Below are 16,278 nucleotides of genomic sequence, written 5' to 3'. Positions count from 1 at the left end.
AACCTATTTTGAAAGAACATATATATACATTAAACATTTCAGATGAACATCCAAATAGCATTACTTTACCTTACGTTTTTTCTATTACACCACCTATTACATCCCTATCCTTCGGTATACGTCACATTGCAAGTGAAGAGGTGAAAATTCATTATTCCTTTACTCGCGAAATTATTATCGGAAAACATATTGCCGAAAAACTTTTACTGCCTCAATCAACTACTATTCATGCATTTACACAAAACCAAACAATTATTTTCGGACCATTAATCGGCATTTTTACAACTGGCTTTAATGATGATTCTTCTAACCCTTTAGGAAATCGTTCAATTGCTCTGAGTGAGTTGTTAACACCACCATTCTCATTACGACCGTTCGTATTCGTCTTTGGCGTTCAACATATACACTGGGAAGAAGAAACGATTGAAGGATATTTCTTTCAAGAGAAACAATGGATAAAGAAAAAAGTCCCTTTACCAAATGTCATTTACGATCGCTTACCGAATCGGCAAGCGGAAAATTATAAACCAATCGTCAGGGCAAAAAGAAAATTAGAACAAGACTACTGCATTCCATGGTTTAACCCAGGTTTTTTCAATAAATGGGAAGTTCATCAACTTCTTACGAAAGACGAATCAATTAAACCCTTATTACCAAATACAGAAGCATTTCAGCATTTTGAACAAGTAGAATGGTTTCTTGGCACGTATAAATCAGTGTACATGAAACCAATACACGGGAGCTTTGGTAGAAATATTCATCAAATATTTTATTCTCAAACAGAGAATTGCTACTACTGTCGTTATCGCGAAAATGAAGAAAATAAACTGAGAAAGTATCAATCATTAGAAACGCTTCTAAACCACGTATTAAAAGGACATGATTTAAAAAAGTTTATCGTACAGCAAGGTATTTCGTTACTTCGCTTCGATGGGCAACCTGTTGATTTCCGCATTCATACAAATAAAAACCATTTCGGTAATTGGATAGTTAGTGCAATCGTCGCCAAAATCGCCGGCAAAGGCAGTTTAACAACGCACGTAAATAGTGGCGGTGATACAAAATTATTACAAGAGCTTTTTCCAGATTCAACGAAACAAGTTCAAATTGAAAATAAATTAAAACATACTGCCTTACAAATAAGTTACGCGCTCGATGAACAAGTAACTGGAAATATTGGAGAAATCGGTTTTGATATTGGTTTAGACACAAAGGAAAATCCGTGGCTCTTTGAAGCCAACTCTAAACCTGGGCGAACTGTATTCCAAGATAAAAAATTAAAAGAGCAAAGTGAACTGACGCGCCAGTTATTTTACGAATATGCCGTCTACTTAACTGAACATTCTTTACGTGATACAAAAGAAAAAATGTCTCAAATAAAATCAGGGGCTTCATCAAACACCGAACATATCCCTTCTCCTATGATTCACTCACAAATACAAAAACAAAAACTTCCACCTAGATAATAAGGTGGAAGTTTTCTATTTACACAAGTTTTACTACAACCTCAGTTTCCACGTTACATACTCTGCAATAAAAAATATGATTGCAATATTCATTTGAATTATTATGCGTTAAACCATCTACTGCACTTAATAATTCTTGATCCATATAGGCACTATAATCGTCTATGTAATCTACAGACTTCCCATAATCTTGGAGTATACTTTGGCAATTTTGACAAGAATATGTTTGTGATTCTAATGCGTTGCAAAGCGGGCAAATCCCCATCATGATTCCTCCATACGTTATCGTTTATAAGCCTCTCTTTTTTAGAGTGAAGAGAGCAACCTATCCAGACATAGGAGCGCCCACTCCATCCCTACTTAAAAATAGAACTATGAAGTTGCTACCGATTTCATTTTTATTTCAATAAATCATAAATAAGAAGCTAATAATTAGCCTACAAGTAGCAGGCTACAATGAAAAAATTATATTTAATATCACCCTTAGTTTGGCCTGTTTTCTTAAAAATACAACGATTACTCTTATTTCATAATTTACGAAATCAATACGTTTTTTTGACAAAATTTACAAATTATTATTTTGTATATCTTTCTAGGTAACATCCATACTATGAGTACAAACTTAATTACCGATGGATTAGCGCCAACCGGGGCGATAATCTGGTTCAACTCCAGCTAGTCCAACCAAAAAAACTTTTATAACTCTAAGGAGGATATATTCCTATGGCAAACCAAAATTCTTCAAATCAATTAGTAGTACCAGGTGCAACAGCTGCAATCGATCAAATGAAGTACGAAATCGCTCAAGAATTTGGTGTACAATTAGGAGCAGATTCTACGGCTCGCGCTAACGGTTCAGTTGGTGGAGAAATCACAAAACGTCTAGTTGCAATGGCTGAGCAAAGCCTTGGCGGATTCCACAAATAAATATATATGGCAAAAAGGTCTCAAGGCATATGCCTTGAGACCTTCCTTAATTTATTGCAACATTTGTAAAAACTTCTTCGTGCGTTCTTCTTTTGGATTTGTAAATACTTCTTCTGGTGTACCTTGTTCGACAACGACACCACCATCCATGAAAATAACACGGTTCGCAATTTGATGTGCAAAACGCATTTCGTGCGTTACAATAACCATCGTCATGCCCTCTTTAGCAAGTTCTTTCATTACTTTCAGAACTTCTTGAACGAGTTCAGGATCAAGCGCTGACGTCGGCTCATCAAATAGTAACACTTCCGGCTCCATCGCAAGTGCGCGCGCAATTCCAACGCGCTGTTGTTGTCCGCCTGATAATTGGAACGGATATAAATCCACTTTATCTGCTAAACCAACTTTTTCAAGGAAATAGTTTGCTTTTTTCTTCGCTTCTTCTTTCCCCATCTTTTTCACTGTAACGAGCCCTTCCATTACATTTTGAAGTGCTGTTAAATGCGGGAATAAATTATGGTGCTGGAATACCATACCTGTTTGCGTACGAAGATTAACAATATCTTTCTTCGTTACTTTTTGAGAGAAGTTAAGCTCTTTATTACCGATACGAATATTACCAGCGTTTGGCGTTTCTAATACATTGAGACAACGTAAGAATGTCGTTTTACCAGATCCAGACGGCCCAATAATAACAACAACCTCGCCCTTCTCAACTGTTAAATCTATATGCTTTAGTACGGTATTATCTCCGAAACTTTTTTGTAAGTGCTGAATTGAAATCATAAAAACAAAAACTCCTTTTGTAAAAGGATTATTTTAATGTATAGCGTTCTGAACGCTTTTCTAACATCTGTTGTACGATTGATAATAAGAAACAAATAACCCAGTAAATAAGACCTGCTTCAAAATAAACAATTAAAAACTCGTAGTTCATCGCCGCAATTTCCTGCGCTTTTCGGAACATTTCTGTTACTAAAATTAACGATGCTAATGAAGTATCCTTCACTAAGCTAATAAATGTATTTGAAAGCGGCGGGATTGATACGCGCGTTGCTTGTGGTAAAATAACACGTTTTAATGCTTGTGGATATGTCATCCCAATTGTATAAGCTGCTTCCCACTGCCCTTTCGGAATGGAAAGGATAGAAGCACGAATAATTTCAGATGCATATGCACCGACATTTAATGAAAATCCAACAACTGCTGCTGTATATGGCTCAACTTCAATATTAAGAGTTGGAAGACCATAGAAAATAATAAATAACTGTACAAGAAGTGGCGTTCCGCGAATGATAGATACATAGATACGAGCAATCCATTGTAAAATACGACTACCTGAAATACGTGCGAGCGCTGTTAACGTCGCAAGTATAAGACCGATAATAAATGTAATAAGCGTTAATGGAATTGTTGTAAAAACAGCTTCCTTCAGCATAGGCATGAAGGAAGTCTGCATAATATCTATCCAAGTAGACAATCGATCTGAAACTAATGCACTACTTAGATACATTTTCACCGAACCATTTTTTCGTTATTTTGTCATACGTACCGTCTTTTTTCATATCTTCTAACGCTTTATCTACTTCTTGTACAAGCTTATCGCTACCTTTACGGAATAAGAATCCACTTTGTGAAGCTTCTTTTTCTGTATCTACAATTTTAATTTTTGCATCTTTTTTCGTTTCTAAATAATTTAATACTGATAACTTATCATTAATTGTAAAATCAACGCGTCCTGAAGCTAATAATTCTGCCGCTTGGCTAAATCCTTCTACACCTTCGATTTCTGCACCGTTTTTCTTAGCAATATCTGCATAGTTACTCGTTAAAGATTGTGCTCCTTTTAACCCTTTTACATCAGCAAATGTAGCAGGCTTATCTTTATCTTTTGCGATAACTAATGCCGCTGAAGATGAAATGTATGGTTTAGAGAAATCGTATTTCTTTTGACGATCTTCACGAATACCAACTTCGTTTGCAACCATATCGAAACGTTTTGCATCTAGGCCAGCAAGTAAGCTATCCCATTGTGTTTCTTTAAATACAGGTTTTACACCTAAACGTTTTGCAACTTCTTCTGCTAATTCAACATCGAATCCAGTTAATTTATTGCTTGAATCGTGGAACGTAAATGGTGGATATGTACCTTCTGTACCAATTACAAGTTCACCGCTTTGTTTAATCTTTTGTAACGCGTCTTGACTAGCTGTATCTTTTTTCTCTTCTTTACCGCAGCCGGCTACAATCCCGATCGCTAATGTAGTTACTGCAAGCACTGAAAATAATTTCTTCATGATAGTAATCCTCCAAGTATTCTGATAGGAATTTAAAAACTATATTGATTGTATGCAATCTTGAACAATTTTTCAATGAAAATGTTCTTATTTAGTTTATCCTTTTTCTTCATAATCAAACAAAAGGGAAAAATAACGCTACATACAAAAAATAAGTAACATTTTTTAATATAGCATTTATGGAGAAAAAGGTAAAACAATACTTCTTATTTAACTGTCGTAATTCGCTCAAGAGTCGACATGTTCATCAATAAAAAAGAACTTGTGAAAATCACAAGTTCTCCTCCATGCATATTAAGCACTCTGATTGCCTTCCATTTGCGTTTTATACATATCGTAATAACGCCCCCGCTTTTTCATGAGTTCATCATGAGAGCCTTTTTCTAAAATGGTTCCTCTATCGAGCACAATAATTTGATCTGCGCTTTTAATCGTTGAAAGGCGGTGAGCGATAATAAATGTCGTTCTTCCTTTTTTTACAACTTCTAGTGCTTGTTGAATCATCGCCTCTGTTTCTGTATCAATACTAGACGTTGCTTCATCTAAAATTAAGATAGCTGGATCAAAAGCAAGCGCCCTAGCAAATGAAATAAGCTGACGTTCTCCAGTGGAAAGCGTACTTCCCTTTTCTGTAATTTCTTCATTTATATTATTCGCAAATCTTTCAGCACCAACATCATGCAATGCTTTTATGATACGCTCTTTTGAAATTTTTTCATTTTCTAAGCTTACATTGGAAGCGACCGTCCCGCTAAAAAGAAACGGGTCTTGCAGTACGATTCCCATATGTTCACGGGTTGCTTGTTTCGGCATCTCTTTTACATCGTGACCATCAATCGTAAGCTTTCCTTTTTCAAACTCATAAAATTGAAAGAGTACATTCATGATAGAACTTTTTCCTGATCCAGTATGACCGACAAGTGCCACTGTCTCGCCTTGTTTCGCTTCAAAAGAAATATTTTTTAACACTTCATCTTTTCCATTATAAGAAAATGATACATTATCAAATTTTACATTTCCTTTTAAACGAGGCATACGTTCTTCTTCTACCGGTTCCCCTTTTTCCTCTAACAATTCAAAGACACGTTCTGATGCAACGCGCGCTTGCTCTAAGTTTGCAAGCTGGTTCACCATATTCGTAATTGGCGAGAATAATCGTGTTAAATAATCGACGAACGCATACAGTACCCCAAGTGAAATAATACCTGTAGCACTTAATGACGCACCGCCGAAATACCAAATTACTCCTGTGAAAGCGATATTTCTTAATACGGCTACTAAGTTATGCGAAGTTGCTGCATTTAAATTTAAAATTTTATTTTGATACTTAAAATAATCGCCATTTAATTCTTCAAATTCTTTTTTCGTTTCACGCTCTTGACGGAACGCTTGAATAATTGGCATCCCTTGAATGGATTCATTCACTGTTCCGTTAATATCAGATAAGCGAGAGCGCATTTTATGATTGTATACAGACGCGTATTTTCTATAAAGAATCGCCCAAACAATTAAAATTGGGATAATTAATAAACATAATGAAGCGAGCTTCACATCTAATAAAAATAACGCAGCGAATATCCCAATAATATAGATGATACTAGAAACGAATGTTGCCAGCACCGTTACATATAAATCACGAATGGCCTCTGTATCATTCGTCACACGCGAAACAATTTTCCCCGCCGGTAAATGATCAAAGTACCGAATTGGCAACGTTTGAATATGAGAAAAAACATCTTCCCTCATAATTTGAATAATTTTGTTCGCTGCCTTCTGCAAGAAGAACTGCTTTCCGTATGCAAATAATGACACGACTACTAATAAAGCGAAATAGCCACCACCAAGTAATAATAGACGGTTTATTTCTGGTTTATAAAACGCAAACACTTCTTCTTTCGTTAATGCTTTCGCTTTATACACTTGCACCGCCTTACCATTTTGAACGGTAATCATATCCCCTTTTACAGTCCGTGACCCTTCCGCATTTACTTTATTCGGTACAAAATAATATTGAAAACCGACTTGCATCACGCGTACTTCTTTTCCTTTTTTCTCGCCTTGTTCAAAGCGATCACTTCGCTTATAAAAAGCCCCATTATACGAAACAGCATCTTCACTCTGTTCTGTTTCATACCAAGGTTTCTCTATCCCGACGATATGATCGTCAATCATCGTTTTAGCGACGAAAGGACCAGCAAGCTCTGCGATCACGAAAATAAATAACATTAACATCGCAGCAAAAATCGTCCCTTTCACTTTCATCGCGTATTGAAACAACCGTTTTGAAACGCTCATATTTTCACCCCACTATCCGCACTTTCACTTTCACCTTGTTGTCTTTCAAACTGCTCAGCATACCAGCCTCCCTTTTGGATAAGCTGATCATGCGTACCTTCTTCTATAACTGCACCTTCATCCATAACGAGAATCCAATCCGCATGTTGCACTGCAGATAAACGATGCGTCGTAATAATCGTCGTCTTTCCACTTCTTTCCGTTCTTATATTTTCAATGATCGCTGCTTCCGTACGAGCATCTACAGCTGATAAAGAATCATCCAAAATTAAAATTTCTGGATTTTGAATAACAGCTCGTGCAATCGAGATCCTTTGTTTTTGCCCTCCTGATAAAGAAACACCTTTCTCTCCAACGAGCGTTTCTAACCCTTCTGGTAAAAACTCTAAATCCTTTTTAAACGCAGCAATTTCAATTGCTTTCTCTAGTTCTTCTTCAGTCGCTTCCCTATTTCCGAATAAAATATTTTCTCGCGCTGTTTTTGAGAACAAAATATGCTCCTGCGGTACATAACCAATCCAGCCGAGTACATTTTCATTCGTCATTTTATCTAAAGTCACATCAGAAACTGCAATATCTCCATCTCCAAGCGGATATTGGCGAAGAAGCTGACGTACAAGCGTCGTTTTCCCGCTTCCTGTTTTTCCGACAACCCCTAGCGTTTCTCCTTGCTTTAATGTGAAAGAAACCTTTTTTAAATTTTCTTCAGTTGATGAAGGATATGAGAAAGACACATCATCAAACTGAATATAATCCGGCTCTTGCACAAGCTTTGGATGTTTCGGATTCTTTACATCTGGCTCATACGCTAACGTTTCATTCACACGGTCAAGCGAAGCATTTCCTCTTTGCATAACATTAATTAATTCCCCAATTGCAAACATCGGCCAAATCATCATCCCTAAATACACGTTAAAAGAAACGAGTTCACCAAGCGTCACCTTTGACTGGAACACAAGGTATGCACCGTACACTAAGCCGATTAAATAACTAAGACCGACAAGCATTTTCACAGTTGGTTGGAATAATGCATCAATCTTTGCTACCTTCATATTTTTTTCGTAGACGTCATCTCCTAAATGATGAAATCTTTCCTCGTCTGCATTCTCTTGTACGTATGCACGAATAACGCGCACACCAGCGATTGATTCAAGCACTTTATCGTTCATATCACCAAACGCATCTTGTGCAACTGTAAATCTTTCATGCAATTTCTTTCCATATATATTCATCGCATACGCCATAATTGGAAGCGGAATAAGCGCTGCAAATGTAAGCTCCCAACTAATTGTAAACCCCATCATAAAGACAATCGTAAGCATATATAAACTAGAATCCACAAGCGTTAATATACCAAAACCAGCTGTCATAGCGATTGCTTTCAAATCATTTGTCGCTCTCGCCATTAAATCACCAGTACGATTTTTTTGATAAAAAGTCGGCGTCATCTTAAGTAAATGCCCCATAAATTTAGAGCGCATCGTTTTCTCAAGTACGAATGCACCGCCAAACAATTGATGTTGCCATACGAAAGTAAGGCCATATCCAACGATCGTAACCCCTATTAAAATAAGAATAGACTGTATAATAGCTTCGTTCGATAACGTTCCTGTTTTTATGTTATCTATCGTAACCCCTAACACTTTCGGGGGAATCACTTCAACTATATTCACAATTAAAAGAGCTCCAATGGCAATACTATATCTCTTCCAGTGCTCCCTAAAAAACCATTTTAGCTTTAGTAATACTGATAACAATGTAACCTCTCCCTTCTCGTTCTCGTTTACCTCTCATTTCTTTATCCACTATCCAGACCTATCACATTTACATTTCGTAACCCATACAATCTCATCACATTTTTCCACCTTCCAAAGTTTTTTATCGGAACTAAACAAGGGAAAATAAACAAAAAAAAGCATACCGCCGCTTGACGATATGCACAGGAATGCATAAGAAGCGTACGTTACGATATACGCAACGTACGCTTCTTATAAGACAAAGATGCCCTATATATCCGTACGGGTTGCGTAATGATATGAATGTTTTCTGCCATTTAACAGAGCTAAGCCCATTACATTTACGATTACAATCATTACGCACACCCCTTTCATTTATTTTCCATTTATAATCTTACAACTTTATTGAGTATTCTGTCAATTTTTTTCACACTTTAAATAAAAATATATGATACACCATTTTGAAATAAGGGAATGTTCTGTAAGAAAGGGCATACAAAATAAAAAAAGAATAAGAAATCGTTTTCACAAACATTTCATTTGAAAAATGTTATCAAACCCCCTACAATCACCTTATACTCACTCTTACAAGTTGCTATTTTAGGAGGACTAATCATGACAACTAGCAATACGTACAAATTTTATTTAAACGGAGAATGGAGAGAAAGCTCTTCAGGAGAAACAATCGAAATTCCATCTCCATACTTACACGAAGTAATTGGACAAGTACAAGCAATTACTCGCGGAGAAGTAGATGAAGCAATTGCATCTGCAAAAGAAGCTCAAAAATCATGGGCTGATGCTTCCCTACAAGATCGCGCAAAATACTTATATAAATGGGCTGATGAGCTCGTAAATATGCAAGATGAAATTGCCGATATCATTATGAAAGAAGTCGGTAAAGGATATAAAGATGCGAAGAAAGAAGTTGTTCGTACAGCTGACTTTATTCGTTACACAATCGAAGAAGCTTTACATATGCACGGAGAAAGCATGATGGGCGATAGCTTCCCGGGCGGTACAAAATCTAAGCTTGCGATTATCCAACGCGCACCACTTGGTGTTGTATTAGCAATCGCACCATTTAACTACCCAGTAAACTTATCTGCTGCAAAACTTGCACCAGCATTAATTATGGGTAACGCTGTTATTTTCAAACCAGCAACTCAAGGTGCAATTAGTGGTATTAAAATGGTTGAAGCACTCCACAAAGCTGGCCTTCCAAAAGGTCTTGTAAACGTAGCTACAGGACGCGGTTCTGTAATTGGTGACTACTTAGTAGAGCACGAAGGCATCAATATGGTATCGTTCACAGGTGGTACAAACACAGGTAAACATTTAGCGAAAAAAGCTTCCATGATTCCACTTGTATTAGAACTTGGTGGTAAAGATCCTGGTATCGTTCGTGAAGATGCTGACTTACAAGATGCTGCAAACCATATCGTAAGCGGTGCATTCTCTTACTCTGGTCAACGTTGTACAGCTATTAAACGTGTACTTGTACACGAAAACGTAGCGGACGAGCTTGTTAGCTTATTAAAAGCACAAGTAGCTGAACTATCAGTTGGATCTCCAGAACAAGATAGCACAATCGTTCCATTAATCGACGACAAGTCTGCTGACTTCGTTCAAGGTTTAGTTGACGACGCTGTAGAAAAAGGTGCTACAATCGTTATCGGTAACAAACGTGAGCGTAACTTAATTTACCCAACATTAATCGATCACGTAACAGAAGAGATGAAAGTTGCTTGGGAAGAGCCATTCGGCCCAATCCTTCCAATCATCCGTGTTTCTTCAGATGAACAAGCAATTGAAATTGCTAACAAATCAGAATTCGGTCTGCAAGCAAGTGTCTTCACTAAAGACATTAACAAAGCATTTGCAATTGCTAACAAAATCGAAACTGGTTCTGTTCAAATTAACGGACGCACAGAGCGCGGCCCTGACCACTTCCCATTCATCGGTGTAAAAGGTTCAGGTATGGGCGCACAAGGTATTCGTAAGAGCCTTGAGTCTATGACACGTGAAAAAGTAACTGTATTAAACTTAGTTTAATCTTATAAAAAGAAGCTGATCTATAAATAGATCAGCTTCTTTTCTATATAAATACTTCCAAAAACGGAGTATTTCATTCTACTTCCGATTTGGTTTTCCAAATCGAACTAAAACATGCCATAATAATTTTAATTCCTGAAGCACTTCTTCATAAGTTCCACGATCACTCCAAGATAATGGATTGCGTTTCAAATCCGCTACAGCAGAGCCAATTATATTGGCATTGATACAATTATGTCGTGCAATACGTCTTGCTAAAGATGGCATTTTTGAACCTCTAAAATCCATCGGAACTTCGTCTACCGCAAGTACAAAACCGATGTGCCAATACAAATCAATAGCATACTTCAGGCAAATTTCTTCTAAAACTCTTCCTACATCCGTACCCTTAAATGAAGGATCTGCAACAAGCGCTTCCACGTCTTCTTTTAGAGAAATCTCTCCATGAATCTGCGCTTCAATATAATGATTAAGATTACGGGCTGGCTCTTTGCTTACTACATCTATAAACGGCCTTTTCAGGTTAGCCAGTAAATGATTAATTAATATTGTTGGAGTCAAATTTCCTTCACCAATTGCAAAATCTCTTACGAATGTCTCTTCCAAAAGAGCAGCTAAAATCATATCAAACTCCTCGTAAGTCCCCTTTTCTTTCGGATCTTGATGCGAATCTAAATATGTATATGTAGAACGCGAAGAAACTTTTGGAGATAAGAGAAAATAACAGGAACCAAAACGCGGAGCCGGCCCATCTGGATGTAACATTAAATTTAGCGCTCCGTATTTTGGACGTTGATCATTCGTTACGCCTTCTAATTGATATGCCCCTCCAAATATTCTCTTTTCCCAAAGGTCACGTTCACCACCAGGATAAGCAGATACGCTTCCATTAGATAGCAATGTTTCAAACTGACTTTTATATACTCCTTGCTCAAATAGTGCTTCAGCAACACTTTTCTTACTCGAATCTAGTCTGTCTGGATGAAAGTGTAAAGCAATCCTTGCGTGAGATTTTAAATTAGCGACAGCCTCTTCAAATATTTCATCTGTAATATTAGACATTTTAAGTATATGATTAATCGTTGCTTTAGCCTCATGTTTTTCGTTCACTGCATATTTTGAAATATACTCCAAAGCAAATAATTGAGATCTTGATAATTCCATAATCAAACCTCTCCTTTAATTAAAATGACCTTAATCATTTCAATTAAAAGCTTATTCTTTCCTTCTTATGAAACGAACCTAATTTATTTAAAAACGTAATTTACTAAATCTTAATTATGCATACACGCATTTTTCATAGGCAAATGTACACATTCTACAGAAATTTGATATCCTAGCCATCGCTCAGCAATATGTTCAAATGATAAAACAGATCCCGTTGTAAAAAAACGATGCTTCGGATTCAGATTGTCAGACAAAATTCCTTTGTGCTGTAAAATGGTACTTAACTCTATCGCTGTTTCTTCTGCAGAACTAATAATCGTTACATCTTCTCCTAGTTCCTTTTTTATATAGGACTCTAAAAGTGGATAATGCGTACATCCAAGAATTAACGTATCTATATCTTCTTTCGTTAATGGAAGTAAAGCTTGTTTCACTTGTTGCGTGACATATGCTATATCTTCTAATCGATTTTCTACAACTGTAGCTAAAGTCGGACACGCATGACTATGCACTTCCAAATATGTATCCAGCTCGTGTAATGCTTTTTCATACATATTAGATTTTATCGTACCTACAGTTCCAATTACCCCGATTTCCCCTTTCTTTGTCACTTTAATTGCCGCTCTTGCTCCTGAATGTATAACGCCAATAACTGGAATGGAAAGTGCTTCTTGCAGCGCATTCAATGCAGCAGCTGCAGCAGTATTACATGCTACGACTAGCGCTTTTAATGGAAACTGTTTGAGGAACTCAACCATTTCAAATACGAAAGATTGCACCTCCTCTACACTTCTTGGCCCATACGGGCAACGCTTATTATCACCAATATAATAAATGCTTTCTTTAGGCAATTGTCTTATAATTTCGCTCGCAACTGTTAATCCCCCAACTCCCGAATCTAGCACACCTATTACTGAATGTTTATGACATACAGACATTTACTTCATCCCCTTTTCAATCATCTAGCGCTAATAACATGTATTATATTACGAAAATTCAAATATCACATAACAATCCCTCTTACTTTTAATCACAAACTCTTCTCTATAATCTGATTATTAATATATCCATTGACGTATAAAAATACATTTGTTACTCTTAAAGACGTTAATTTAATATTTAAATCCTCATTCGTATCTCGGTGAGGTAGAGGTTGCAATCATTAAGAGTATCATTTCAGGAGATGTAGTGGCATTGATGAAGGAATGAGAAAGGAATGGTTGCCGAAGTAAGTCGTGTCCACCATGCACGCTTGCTGGGTCTGCATTTAATAAGTGCAGAACTGTCACAAACGTTTCGTTTGTGGAGAGCTATCGAGAGGTATGTCGTGGGTTTCTTATAAGATAGAAAGCATGTAGCGGCAAATTACGTGCTTTTTTTGTTTTGTTTGGGACTTCTCTTCCTGACTCAGGAAGACATACATATCTCCTCGCTTGACTTGGTTATACTAACTTTGGAGGTATTTTCTATGCAACAAAAAAAATGGGGCTTTTGGGTACTAACAGCTTTCGTTGTCGGTAACATGGTTGGCGCTGGTATTTTCATGGTGCCAAGTACGTTGGCACAAACGGCAAGCCCACTCGGTGTCACTTTAGCTTGGTTAACTACAGGGTTTGGTGTTTTAATGCTAGCTCTTGTTTTCGGTAATTTAGCAATTCGTCGTCCTGATTTAACGACAGGGCCACAAAGTCATGCATATGCTTTATTCTCAACACCAAAAAAGAAAAAAATGGCTGGCTTCAGTATGGTATGGGGATATTGGGTTGCAAACTGGGCAAGTAACGTTGCCATCATTACATCATTTGCGGGATATTTATCACTCTTCTTCCCAATTATGAAAGATACGCGACTACTATTTTCAATCGGCTCGTTTAACGTAGAAGTCGGAAAACTAATTACATTTACGATTTGTTCCATCTTACTTTGGGGAACTCATATTATATTAACAAACGGTGTAAGCGGAGCTGGAAAACTAAACTTCTTAGCAACAACAACGAAAGTAACTGGATTCCTTTTATTCATCGTCGTTACTTTATTTGCATTCGAAGCTTCTAAATTTGGACAATGGTACACACCGATGATCGATAAATCAGGTGTATCACACGGCCTTCTTTCACAAGTAAATTTAGCTGCTCTTACAACGCTTTGGGCATTTATCGGAATTGAATCAGCCGTTCTTTTATCAAACCGTGCTGTTTCTCCAAAAACGGTAAAACGCGCAACAGTTGCGGGATTACTTATTACAGTTGCGATTTACTTAGGAATTACAATTTTAACAATGGGTGTACTTCACGTTGATACATTACAAGCTTCAGAACGTCCGTTAGCAGATGCATTAAATGCTGCAATGGGTCACGGTGGCGGGAAACTGATGGCATTACTTGCTCTTACTTCCCTGTTCGGTTCGATTTTAGGCTGGATTTTATTAAGCTCAGAAGTACCATATCAAGCAGCAAAAGAAGGTTTCTTCCCTTCCTTCTTCGCAAAAACAAACAAAAAAGGAAGTCCAATTTATTCATTACGATTAACAAACATTATGTCGCAAGTGTTCTTATTCTCAACATTATCAGGAACAATTGCGGAAGCTTATACATTCGTTATTACTGTATCGACACTGGCCTACCTCATTCCATATCTCGTTTCACCAATCTTCCAGTTAAAACTAGTCGCAACTGGTGAAACATATAAAAATGAAATGCGGGCAAGAATTACAGATGGCATAGTCGCAGTTATCGCACTTTGCTACGCACTATGGGTTATTAAAACCGGCGCATCCGATATAAAAACGTTCCTTCTCGGAATTGGTTTATTCGTAATCGGATTTGCTTTCTATCCATTAATGAATCGTGATCAGAAAAAAAATAACGAAAAGAAAAACGGGCAAGTTGCATAACGCAATTTGCTCGTTTTTTCTTTTGTAAAACATATATAATAGAACAAAGAGGTGAAAAACATGTCAATCGAATCGCTATGGAGCAGTCGCTTCCAACAACATATTCAAAATATCATTACATACTTTGCACGTATGATTAACGGTTTACTATATAGCTTTATCTTTATTTCATGCGTTGGTGCATATTATTATGCTCAGTTTCTAAAAGCATCTCCTTCTAAAGGAATATCTTTAATAATTATAACGATTGTACTTACATTCATTATAACGAGATGCCCTATCCGTACATTTATTCAGAAACCTGATGCTGTCTATTTACTAGCACTAGAAGAGAAATTAACATCTTATTTCAAAAAATCTCTTCTATACAATTACATCATTCAGCTTTTCCCATTGTTATTTACGTTCCTTATTCTCGTTCCACTTGCTATGCAATCATTGCAATTAAATGTACCTTTTTTATGTACAATCTTTATCGTGTTAATGATTACGAAAGCCTGGAACATGTACATACATTGGATGTGGCGTGATAGTCACGAAAAAAATATATGGCTAATCATTCGTATTACTTGTAACGCCCTAATCATTTACATGCTGTTTTATTCCGCAAATGTTCTCATATTGGGCGGACTACTCTTACTACTTGCTTTCCTACTTCTATATACGAAAAAACAGCCTACAAAACGAATACCGTGGGATTACATAATCGAGCAAGAAGAAAAAATGAACGTTCGTTTTTATCAATTTGCTAGCATTTTCACAGATGTTCCGCAACTGAATAAACAAGTAAATAAAAGAAAATGGCTTACAAATTGGATTGAACCTTTATTACATAAAAAACGAGCAACTTTCTTCTATTTACATACATTAGCATTTTTACGTGGAAATGATTATTTCGGTATATATATTCGCTTAGGATTGATCGGTGCTTTCGCCTTATATTTCATACCAAATATATACGTAAAAGGCTCTATCACTTACATCGTTCTATATATGATCTCTATGCAGCTCCGTTCACTATGGAAATATTTTCCGGGAAATATTATTGTAGCATTATATCCAATTGATACTGAAAAGCGAATGAATCAATTTCTTCACTTAATCTTTATATTGCTAAGCATTCAACTTGTTGTATTTTCAATTGTTATACTCATTGCTACAGGTCAATTTTTACATATCCTTATCATTATGATTGTCGGGTTACTCTGGATCAAATTTATTATTGTACCAAAAACGAAGCAAAGAATTTCCGCATTTTAACGAAAAGAATTATCTTAAAAGCCAAGGAGAAAATAAATTTTCTCCTTGGCCTTTTTATTTTTTAATGTTAAACCTATCGTTCATACTTAATTAAAAACTTTAGGTATGTTACTCCTGTTTTTCTTAAGCATAGAGTGCTATACAAACTCCCTTTCTTCCCCTTGATGTTTTAGGGTTTAATT

At 36.6% G+C, this 16,278-nt stretch carries 13 protein-coding genes and 1 riboswitch; of the genes, 5 read left to right on the top strand and 8 right to left on the bottom strand.

The annotated features are described in order from the left end of the window. Nucleotides 1-8: 8 nt before the first annotated feature. Nucleotides 9-1,466 (top strand): YheC/YheD family endospore coat-associated protein, encoded by a 1,458-nt coding sequence (locus tag ACTFRM_RS00830; RefSeq protein WP_173600742.1) that lies wholly within the window; start codon nucleotides 9-11, stop codon nucleotides 1,464-1,466. A gap of 19 nt (nucleotides 1,467-1,485) precedes the next feature. On the opposite strand, the gene ACTFRM_RS00825 is transcribed toward ACTFRM_RS00830, so the two are convergent. Then, complete coding sequence (locus ACTFRM_RS00825) at nucleotides 1,486-1,731, bottom strand: hypothetical protein (RefSeq protein WP_000510476.1); 246 nt, start codon at nucleotides 1,729-1,731, stop codon at nucleotides 1,486-1,488. Between the two features lie 458 nt (nucleotides 1,732-2,189). Between ACTFRM_RS00825 and sasP the strand changes: the two genes are divergently transcribed. Next, a complete protein-coding gene (sasP, locus tag ACTFRM_RS00820; protein WP_000013338.1) occupies nucleotides 2,190-2,393 on the top strand; it encodes a small acid-soluble spore protein, SasP family in 204 nt (67 codons plus the stop codon). A 51-nt stretch (nucleotides 2,394-2,444) separates the two neighbouring features. Here the strand turns inward: sasP and ACTFRM_RS00815 are convergent, their stop codons facing one another. The 5 genes from ACTFRM_RS00815 to ACTFRM_RS00795 all read right to left on the bottom strand — a co-directional run bounded on the left by ACTFRM_RS00815 (nucleotide 2,445) and on the right by ACTFRM_RS00795 (nucleotide 8,742). Further along, the gene (locus ACTFRM_RS00815; RefSeq protein ID WP_000623610.1) at nucleotides 2,445-3,179 is read right to left on the bottom strand and encodes an amino acid ABC transporter ATP-binding protein; all 735 of its coding nucleotides are present in this window, start codon (nucleotides 3,177-3,179) and stop codon (nucleotides 2,445-2,447) included. Between the two features lie 28 nt (nucleotides 3,180-3,207). Further along, nucleotides 3,208-3,906, bottom strand: coding sequence for an amino acid ABC transporter permease (locus ACTFRM_RS00810; protein ID WP_000281501.1), 699 nt, complete (start codon nucleotides 3,904-3,906; stop codon nucleotides 3,208-3,210). After that, a complete protein-coding gene (locus tag ACTFRM_RS00805; RefSeq protein ID WP_000732840.1) occupies nucleotides 3,893-4,690 on the bottom strand; it encodes an amino acid ABC transporter substrate-binding protein in 798 nt (265 codons plus the stop codon). Before ACTFRM_RS00805 ends, ACTFRM_RS00810 begins: the two co-directional genes overlap by 14 nt. A 294-nt stretch (nucleotides 4,691-4,984) precedes the next feature. Next, nucleotides 4,985-6,985 carry an ABC transporter ATP-binding protein gene (locus ACTFRM_RS00800; RefSeq protein ID WP_000116641.1) on the bottom strand — a complete coding sequence of 667 codons (2,001 nt, stop codon included), beginning with the start codon at nucleotides 6,983-6,985 and terminating at the stop codon, nucleotides 4,985-4,987. After that, the gene (locus tag ACTFRM_RS00795; protein WP_000953783.1) at nucleotides 6,982-8,742 is read right to left on the bottom strand and encodes an ABC transporter ATP-binding protein; all 1,761 of its coding nucleotides are present in this window, start codon (nucleotides 8,740-8,742) and stop codon (nucleotides 6,982-6,984) included. Before ACTFRM_RS00795 ends, ACTFRM_RS00800 begins: the two co-directional genes overlap by 4 nt. Nucleotides 8,743-9,336: 594 nt before the next feature. Between ACTFRM_RS00795 and gapN the strand changes: the two genes are divergently transcribed. After that, nucleotides 9,337-10,776: an NADP-dependent glyceraldehyde-3-phosphate dehydrogenase gene (gapN, locus tag ACTFRM_RS00790; protein ID WP_173600743.1), complete on the top strand. Its 1,440-nt coding sequence runs from the start codon at nucleotides 9,337-9,339 to the stop codon at nucleotides 10,774-10,776. A 78-nt stretch (nucleotides 10,777-10,854) separates the two neighbouring features. Here the strand turns inward: gapN and ACTFRM_RS00785 are convergent, their stop codons facing one another. Then, nucleotides 10,855-11,940: a DUF3626 domain-containing protein gene (locus ACTFRM_RS00785; protein WP_173600744.1), complete on the bottom strand. Its 1,086-nt coding sequence runs from the start codon at nucleotides 11,938-11,940 to the stop codon at nucleotides 10,855-10,857. 110 nt (nucleotides 11,941-12,050) lie between these two features. Further along, complete coding sequence (gene racE, locus ACTFRM_RS00780; RefSeq protein ID WP_440043068.1) at nucleotides 12,051-12,881, bottom strand: glutamate racemase; 831 nt, start codon at nucleotides 12,879-12,881, stop codon at nucleotides 12,051-12,053. A 201-nt stretch (nucleotides 12,882-13,082) separates the two neighbouring features. Next, a riboswitch (Lysine riboswitch) is annotated at nucleotides 13,083-13,264 on the top strand. A 147-nt stretch (nucleotides 13,265-13,411) separates the two neighbouring features. Here racE and ACTFRM_RS00775 point away from each other — a divergent pair. Continuing rightward, entirely contained in the window at nucleotides 13,412-14,836 is a 1,425-nt protein-coding gene (locus tag ACTFRM_RS00775) for an amino acid permease (RefSeq protein WP_135277486.1), read from the top strand. Between the two features lie 60 nt (nucleotides 14,837-14,896). Beyond that, complete coding sequence (locus tag ACTFRM_RS00770) at nucleotides 14,897-16,096, top strand: ABC transporter permease (RefSeq protein WP_173600746.1); 1,200 nt, start codon at nucleotides 14,897-14,899, stop codon at nucleotides 16,094-16,096. Nucleotides 16,097-16,278: the final 182 nt, after the last annotated feature.

Source organism: Bacillus cereus group sp. MYBK227-1, from assembly GCF_051916325.1.
GTDB classification, from domain to species: Bacteria; Bacillota; Bacilli; order Bacillales; family Bacillaceae_G; genus Bacillus_A; species Bacillus_A cereus.
This window is presented reverse-complemented; position numbering and strand designations above follow the sequence as displayed.